A 6714-nucleotide genomic window follows, 5' to 3' on the forward strand; every position below is an offset into this window, starting at 1 on the left:
TCAGCCATAAGTATTGCTATAGCCATAGGGGATATTTACCCTAGATGGTTTGTCTTTAGCTGCTTACTATTCAGAGTCAAAAAATAAACAGACAGCAATAGGTCGCAAGTTATTGGTAATTAATGGTTTAATTATATATCTATGATATTGCTACCTCGTAAACTATTTCATATTAAAATGGACTGTTACACTTTATTGTCATCGCTTTATTGCTAATAGGATGCTCAAAACTAAGTTGAGATGCGTGTAACATTAAGCGACTGCTCATAAAGTAAGCCTCATCACTTGCATAAAGATCACAGCCTAAAATGGGGTGGCCGATATATTGGCTATGTAATCTCAATTGATGGGTACGACCAGTTATTGGCTCATATTCAACTTTAGTGACACCTCTCTCTCCAGCCCTAGAGTCATCAAGGTAAAAGTTGTCTTGAGGCAATTGAGTAAACCTTTTTAATACCTTAAATTGCGACTGTGCAGGTTTACCTGTGTACTCACAAAGTTTCATCAAAGGGAAATTATCTCTGTCCTTTGCAATTCCAATGTCAACGATTCCTGAGTCAGCCTTTAAGGTCCCATGTAGCAATGCTGTATAGCGTTTACTGACTCTTCGGTCACTAAATTGCTTACAAAGCAATGCATTAACTTCCTTATTCATGGCTAAAATCATAATGCCAGAAGTGCCAAAATCGAGACGGTGTATCAAGGTACAGTTAGGATAGATATTCACTAAGCGGTAATGAACGGAATCAATATTTAACGGGTGTTTACCTGACAAGCTTAACAAGCCACTAGGTTTATTGATCACCAAGATATGTTCATCTTCAAAGAGAATTTGGATCTTATCTAAACATAAAGGCACGATAAAGGGATCAGCTTGTGGTTGCATGGCGAGATTATAGTGAATTGAAAGATGCTAATAATATAGAAAACTCACAACAGACAAAAGTGTATTTGCGCTGTTTAACTGATTTACATTGATAGGGATGCGCCCTTTTAAGCAAACGACTTTTTGTGTGCTGTACTATAATTATTTAAATCTCTATTTGGGGGCTGTTATTTTACTTATAGATATAGAGCAATTCGAAACGTTCACATTGTATCCTCCAAAACGGGACATATATGCGCATCATAAAAATAGTGTTGTTTGCACAATTATTTTTTTCAGCTTGGTCTACATATGCAGCGATTGAGTCCAGAAAAACTCTCTCCACAGAGGATATTACCCCAAGTGATGTATATGTTAGAGCAAGACTTATTGAGGAGCAGCTTTTAACATTTGATCCAGAAAGAAAACTTTTCACACACGCACAAAGTGCTCCAGCTTATAAAGTTGCAAATGCTCAACCAAGGGAGGTTTTTTTCCTCGCTAAATCACTTAATTTTAGTGCAAAGAGACTTAGCCTAAACTATACAAATCAAGATATTGGGCGAAATTTTGCAGTCCATGTATATCGCAATCAACCAATTCATGTCTATCGAGTATTAAATGAGGCATTAAAATCCATTCAAGCCACACAAAATACACTTTCAATAGCAGAGTTTAAAGCTGATATCCCCAAGATGATATCAACGCCTACCCATGTATATAATAAGATACTAAGAAACAATCGGCTCTTGTCCCTATTAAACCGTGATAAAATTCAGCCTCAAGATGTGATTAAGATTGTCGATCATTGCTACATCTTAAGTCAGTTACTATTTGCCAAATCTCCTGTAGTTGAAGATGCTGGAGTATCAGTGACAGAGGACATTTCCTTAGATAAAACTCCGACCGATGTTTTCATCCACCTCATTAAAACGTTAAAAATGTTACAAATATCCACCGAGACCAGTTTTAACCTGTTGAGTATGGAGATAACGGCATCAAAGATAGAAAGAGAGATTGAGCCCTCTGATGTACTAGATCTTGCAATGGCACTCAACGCACAACTTACATTCCTTGCCTATCAACAAAAAATTAAAGTGCCAGGTACAAACATCGACCGGCAAGAGGTTACCCCCAGCCATGTGTTCTATCTTGTGAGTAAGATCCAAGCGACGCTTGAGCAGAAAAAGCGTTAAATGTGGTGGCTTAATATTACCCTAGAGAGATAAGTTAAGTATTTAGATGCAATAGCCTTTGACCTCCCTGATCAACCTTCTCATCTGACCTATACTCAAGAATACTCGGTGATTATTTATAGGGCATATCATGAGAACTGCCATTGTTTGTTTAGGCTTACTCCTCTCATCTACTTTAGATGCCATTGAAGTTGATTATCAAGACTACGTTTTTGTCGCAGGGCATGAGAGCTTACAGCATTGGCTGCTCCCCTCTTCAGTTCCGACACCTGCAGATAACCCTCAAACAAGCGAAAAAATTGCATTAGGAAAGATGTTATTTTTCGATCCTAGACTGAGTGGCGACAGTAATATGTCCTGTGCGACCTGCCATAACCCCATGCTAGGTTGGTCGGATAATCAAAAAGTTGCATTGGGATATAAAAGCCAAAAACTGACACGATCAACACCACAGATTATCAATGCTGCTTACAATCATCTGCAGATGTGGGATGGCCGGCTTGCTACTCTTGAAGAACAAGCTTTAGCTCCTATGGAAGCGAAGCTAGAGATGCATGCAAACCTCGAAGCCAAAGTAGCCCTTTTACAAAGTATCGAAGGATATGTAACAGCATTTAATCTCGCCTTCCCTGGTGAAGCCATCAGTAAACAAACTATGGCAAAAGCGATTGCTAGTTTTGAACGCACAGTGATCAGTAACAATTCAAACTTCGACGCTTGGGTTAAAGGGGATAAAAACGCGCTAACAGCAATAGAGATTACAGGGTTTAAACTGTTTATTAATCCTGATAAAGGGAATTGCTCTGTATGCCATAGTGCGCCCAATTTCACAGATGATGGTTTTCATAATATAGGGTTGGCCTCATTTGGAGATGAACACCCAGATCTTGGCCGATATAAGCAAAGACCACTTAACCTAATGAAGGGCGCCTTTAAAACACCAACTTTAAGAGATATCGCACTTTCAGCCCCTTTCTTCCATGATGGCTCTGCAACAACGTTAACCCAAGTGGTTAGGCATTACAGTGATGGCGGGATCGTTAAAACCAATCTATCGCCTAATTTCAAAGCAAATCAACTCTCAAAAGATGAGATCAGCGCTATAGTTGCTTTTCTAAATACACTAACTAGTCCGCATGAATCCGTTCAACTCCCTAAACTGCCTCAATAATCGGAGATAGTAATGAGACGAATAACTCTACCTATTCTACTTTTAAGCTGTGCTTCCTATACAGGTCTGGCTGAAGAGTATGTGATATCACAAAAAAACAAATCATTTAGTGAAGATAAGATAACAATCAATGTGGGAGATACTGTTCACTTTTTGAATGAAGACCCTTTTTTCCATAACATTTTTAGTTTATCTGATGAGCAGTTTTTCGATCTCGGTTCATACCCAAAGGATGAAACTCGCTCTGTCGTTTTTGACACTCCTGGGACCATTGAAGTTGAATGCGCCATCCATTCAAAAATGTTCTTATTGATTGAGGTAAAGAAAAATGAAGATAAGTAGTTTTATATCCCTATTTTTTTTCCTCAGTATCCATATCTTCCCCACCTATGCGCAAAGCCAAGATGATGGAGCAAGACTGTATTCGCACCACTGCACTCTTTGTCATGGAAATAAGGGAATGGGAGATGGGTATATTCCAATGAAACTCAAAGGCTACCCTCAAACAAACCTGTTTGATGAACAAAATGCAATAGATAAAGAGAGCATCATTGATGTCATCAGTCGAGGCTTTCCTAATGAAGATATAATCAAGTTTATGCCTCCTTGGGAACAGGAGCTAACAAAAGAGGAGATTTCTGATCTGGCGACCTTTGTACTTTTTCTTAGGAGTGATACGGAAGCAGCCCTGAGAACTCTCTCAAAATATACGGACAAATTAGATAAAACGGTCAGAGATGGTAAGATCATTTTTGAGACTCGCTGCGCCCTATGTCATGGTAAGTTAGGTCAAGGAGATGGCCGTATGGCGAGGATCATAAAAACCCCTCCACCAGCTAATTTAACAAGGAGTATTTTAAATCCCGTTCAGATGCGACTTATTATCAAACTTGGAGGGCAGGAAGTTGGCCGCTCTCCTAAAATGCCGCCTTGGGGAGATTTTATGACTGACAATGAAGTCGATGCGGTTGTGGACTTTATCGATACCCTAAAAGATTAGCTATAATGCAATTTCTCAGAGGTATCTCTCTGTTTGTCTTTAAGAACAAGGTTGTTTTAGCTTCAAGTATTACCCTTCTATCTTTTATTATTATCGGCGCCTTTACGACTTACTCTCTTCTTAAGCTTAAACAGGAGTTTGAATCACTCTTTACCATCTCTGAACTACGAACTAGAGTGATTTTCCAAGCCCACAACTCAGTGTTAAATATGGAGTCTGAGCTTATAAAGCTAGTTATCGCAGATGAAAAAAAACAGATCAGAAAGTCCTCAATCGCTTCTATTCGCGCAACAGCTCTGTTAGATGAGTCATTACAACAACTACAACTTGAGCTACCCAACAACCAAACCGTCAACACACTCTCTAAAAACTTAAATGAAATAAAACCTTTTAGAATGAAGATTATTGGCTTGGCCAAATCAAATCGAGATCAAGAAGCCCTAAAAATAATCGATGATATCGCCCCTATCACAGATGTCATTGGTAAAGATCTAGATAAAATTATCATACAAGATAGGAAGGAGTTGAATTTATTATTCAATGACTATAAAGATTCAGAGATAAATATTCTTTTAATTTTTAGCTCCATAATTGCCCTTGCCGTCATATTATTGATTGTCGCCAATGCCAACTTACAAAAGACGAAAATGGCATTAAATAAACTAAATCATCAACTAGAGCATAAAGTGAAATCGAGAACGGAGCAGTTAGAGCGCTCCTACAATGAGATAGAAAATACGTTAGAACAATTAAAGGTAACCCAAAGCCAACTGATAGAGTCCGAGAAGATGGCATCTTTAGGTGGATTAGTCACCGGCATATCTCATGAGCTCAATACCCCTATTGGGGTCTGTATTACATCGGGCTCCTTTTTAACTGACTCTACCACAATCTTTGAGCAAAGGTTTCTTGAGGGGCTGATAGATGAAAATGATTGCCAAGAGTATATCGAAGTAAACAAAGAGAGCATGGCGCTTATTTTATCAAACTTGAATAAATGCTCTGAACTTATCCAGTATTTCAAAAAGATCTCTACTGAGCAGTCATCTGAAAAACCACAGCTGTTTTATATTAAACAATATATTGATGAGGCAGTGCTCTATACCAGAACGCATTTTAAAGAGACTCATAGCAACATCAAAGTAAATTGCTCGGATACACTTCAAGTAAAGCTTGTTATTGGTGTGCTCAATGAGATCATCATGAACCTAGTCATGAACTCACTTCAACACGGTTATGACAAAACATTGGATGAAGCCGTTGAAGTGAATATTGAGGTCAGTAAAGATGATAATCGGGTCAAGATACGCTATTGGGACTCAGGCAAAGGGATAAACGAAGCTGACATAGATAAAGCCTTTGAACCTTTTTATACAACCAAAAGGGGTGAAGGTCGAAATGGTTTAGGGCTAACCATTGTTTACAACTTAGTTAGACACTCACTTAATGGCACAATTGAGTGCTTATACAATGAAAGTGATCAGATGCAGTTTGTCATAGAGTTTCCGGACAACCTGTAATTATCTTATCTGAGGCATTGGCTTTATCTCTTTTTGATAATACACCAATTCACTATCCCCTAGAGGATCGTAATGCATCGCCTTTTTAAGGAATCTCATCCCAAGCTTTTTCATAATTTTAATAGAGCTGATGTTCTCCTCAAGTGCGATAGCTGAGATATAGTGAACATGTTCAATGCCTGTTACCGCCTCCATCACTGCCTGTGCAGCTTCTGTAGCTATGCCTTTTCCCCAAGCAGATTGCTTAAATCGCCAACCTAACTCCAGATTATTCCATTGTGGTGATTCACTGAAAAAATCTAGCGGCCTGACTAAGATCCAACCTAGAAATTGTTCAGAAGACGACAAGTGGCCTGCAGTATCATTATCTGGTTTGATGGAGACTTTCCACATCCCCCAACCTTTAGAAAGATCTGCATAACTTTCTAGTCGAGGAATAAAAATCTCTCGGATCTCTTGCATGGAAGTTTGCTCTCCCCCATTGATATAGCGCATCACCTCACTGTCTTGATCAAGTTCAAAGAGAAGCTGTGCATCTTTAGCGGTCATAAAGTCATAGGTGAGTCTTGCCGAGTCAGAGATATTCATGAGTTATCCAAGTCAATTTTAGCTAAACCTGAATGAACAGGTTAAGGATTAATCATTGATACTAAATGAATCGGGCAATCTGTCCACCAGCAATGTGATTATCATCATAACTAGTTAAGCAATAGCTTATAATTGGTGCAGTGAAATATATTCACTAAATACGCAGGTTTTATGCACTTTAAAAAGTATAACCCCGAGATTTTTTTAACCTAAATGAATAATTTTGAATAACTAATCACTTAATAGTAAAGAATCCACCTTCTGAAGAAGGTGGCTTTGCATTAGCCCCCTAAAAGGGGGCGTTGTCTACTTCAAATCTAATTGCGGCTGCTCCTGTTTTTCAACCTTTTCTTGATGCCTTACATATCTTC

Annotated in this window: 7 protein-coding genes and 1 pseudogene; 5 read left to right on the plus strand and 3 right to left on the minus strand. The window is 38.7% G+C overall.

What is annotated here, in order from left to right; translation table 11 throughout:
* Positions 1-172: 172 nt before the first annotated feature.
* A complete protein-coding gene (locus K0625_RS23665) occupies positions 173-889 on the minus strand; it encodes an RluA family pseudouridine synthase (RefSeq protein ID WP_220111836.1) in 717 nt (238 codons plus the stop codon).
* A 233-nt stretch (positions 890-1122) separates the two neighbouring features.
* On the opposite strand from K0625_RS23665, the gene K0625_RS23670 reads away from it, so the two are divergent.
* The 5 genes from K0625_RS23670 to K0625_RS23690 all read left to right on the plus strand — a co-directional run bounded on the left by K0625_RS23670 (position 1123) and on the right by K0625_RS23690 (position 5755).
* Positions 1123-2064: a hypothetical protein gene (locus tag K0625_RS23670; RefSeq protein ID WP_220111837.1), complete on the plus strand. Its 942-nt coding sequence runs from the start codon at positions 1123-1125 to the stop codon at positions 2062-2064.
* A 130-nt stretch (positions 2065-2194) separates the two neighbouring features.
* The gene (locus K0625_RS23675) at positions 2195-3235 is read left to right on the plus strand and encodes a cytochrome-c peroxidase (RefSeq protein ID WP_220111838.1); all 1041 of its coding nucleotides are present in this window, start codon (positions 2195-2197) and stop codon (positions 3233-3235) included.
* 12 nt (positions 3236-3247) lie between these two features.
* Complete coding sequence (locus tag K0625_RS23680) at positions 3248-3577, plus strand: cupredoxin domain-containing protein (protein WP_220111839.1); 330 nt, start codon at positions 3248-3250, stop codon at positions 3575-3577.
* The gene (locus tag K0625_RS23685; protein ID WP_220111840.1) at positions 3564-4235 is read left to right on the plus strand and encodes a c-type cytochrome; all 672 of its coding nucleotides are present in this window, start codon (positions 3564-3566) and stop codon (positions 4233-4235) included. The genes K0625_RS23680 and K0625_RS23685 overlap by 14 nt, the downstream gene beginning before the upstream one ends.
* 5 nt (positions 4236-4240) lie before the next feature.
* Positions 4241-5755, plus strand: a complete 1515-nt coding sequence (locus K0625_RS23690) for an ATP-binding protein (protein ID WP_220111841.1) — start codon at positions 4241-4243, stop codon at positions 5753-5755.
* Here K0625_RS23690 and K0625_RS23695 read toward each other — a convergent pair whose 3' ends face one another.
* Positions 5756-6343 carry a GNAT family N-acetyltransferase gene (locus tag K0625_RS23695; protein ID WP_220111842.1) on the minus strand — a complete coding sequence of 196 codons (588 nt, stop codon included), beginning with the start codon at positions 6341-6343 and terminating at the stop codon, positions 5756-5758.
* Between the two features lie 306 nt (positions 6344-6649).
* A pseudogene (locus K0625_RS23700) lies at positions 6650-6714 on the minus strand (IS200/IS605 family transposase); the annotation flags it as partial.

Source organism: Shewanella nanhaiensis (assembly GCF_019457885.1).
In the GTDB taxonomy this organism is placed as follows: Bacteria; Pseudomonadota; Gammaproteobacteria; order Enterobacterales; family Shewanellaceae; genus Shewanella; species Shewanella nanhaiensis.

Bases quoted from the DNA above. Each gene is read 5' to 3' on its own strand.
- K0625_RS23665 (WP_220111836.1), bottom strand. From the start codon at position 889: ATGCAACCACAAGCTGATCCCTTTATCGTGCCTTTATGTTTAGATAAG.
- K0625_RS23670 (WP_220111837.1), top strand. From the start codon at position 1,123: ATGCGCATCATAAAAATAGTGTTGTTTGCACAATTATTTTTTTCAGCT.
- K0625_RS23675 (WP_220111838.1), top strand. From the start codon at position 2,195: ATGAGAACTGCCATTGTTTGTTTAGGCTTACTCCTCTCATCTACTTTA.
- K0625_RS23680 (WP_220111839.1), top strand. From the start codon at position 3,248: ATGAGACGAATAACTCTACCTATTCTACTTTTAAGCTGTGCTTCCTAT.
- K0625_RS23685 (WP_220111840.1), top strand. From the start codon at position 3,564: ATGAAGATAAGTAGTTTTATATCCCTATTTTTTTTCCTCAGTATCCAT.
- K0625_RS23690 (WP_220111841.1), top strand. From the start codon at position 4,241: ATGCAATTTCTCAGAGGTATCTCTCTGTTTGTCTTTAAGAACAAGGTT.
- K0625_RS23695 (WP_220111842.1), bottom strand. From the start codon at position 6,343: ATGAATATCTCTGACTCGGCAAGACTCACCTATGACTTTATGACCGCT.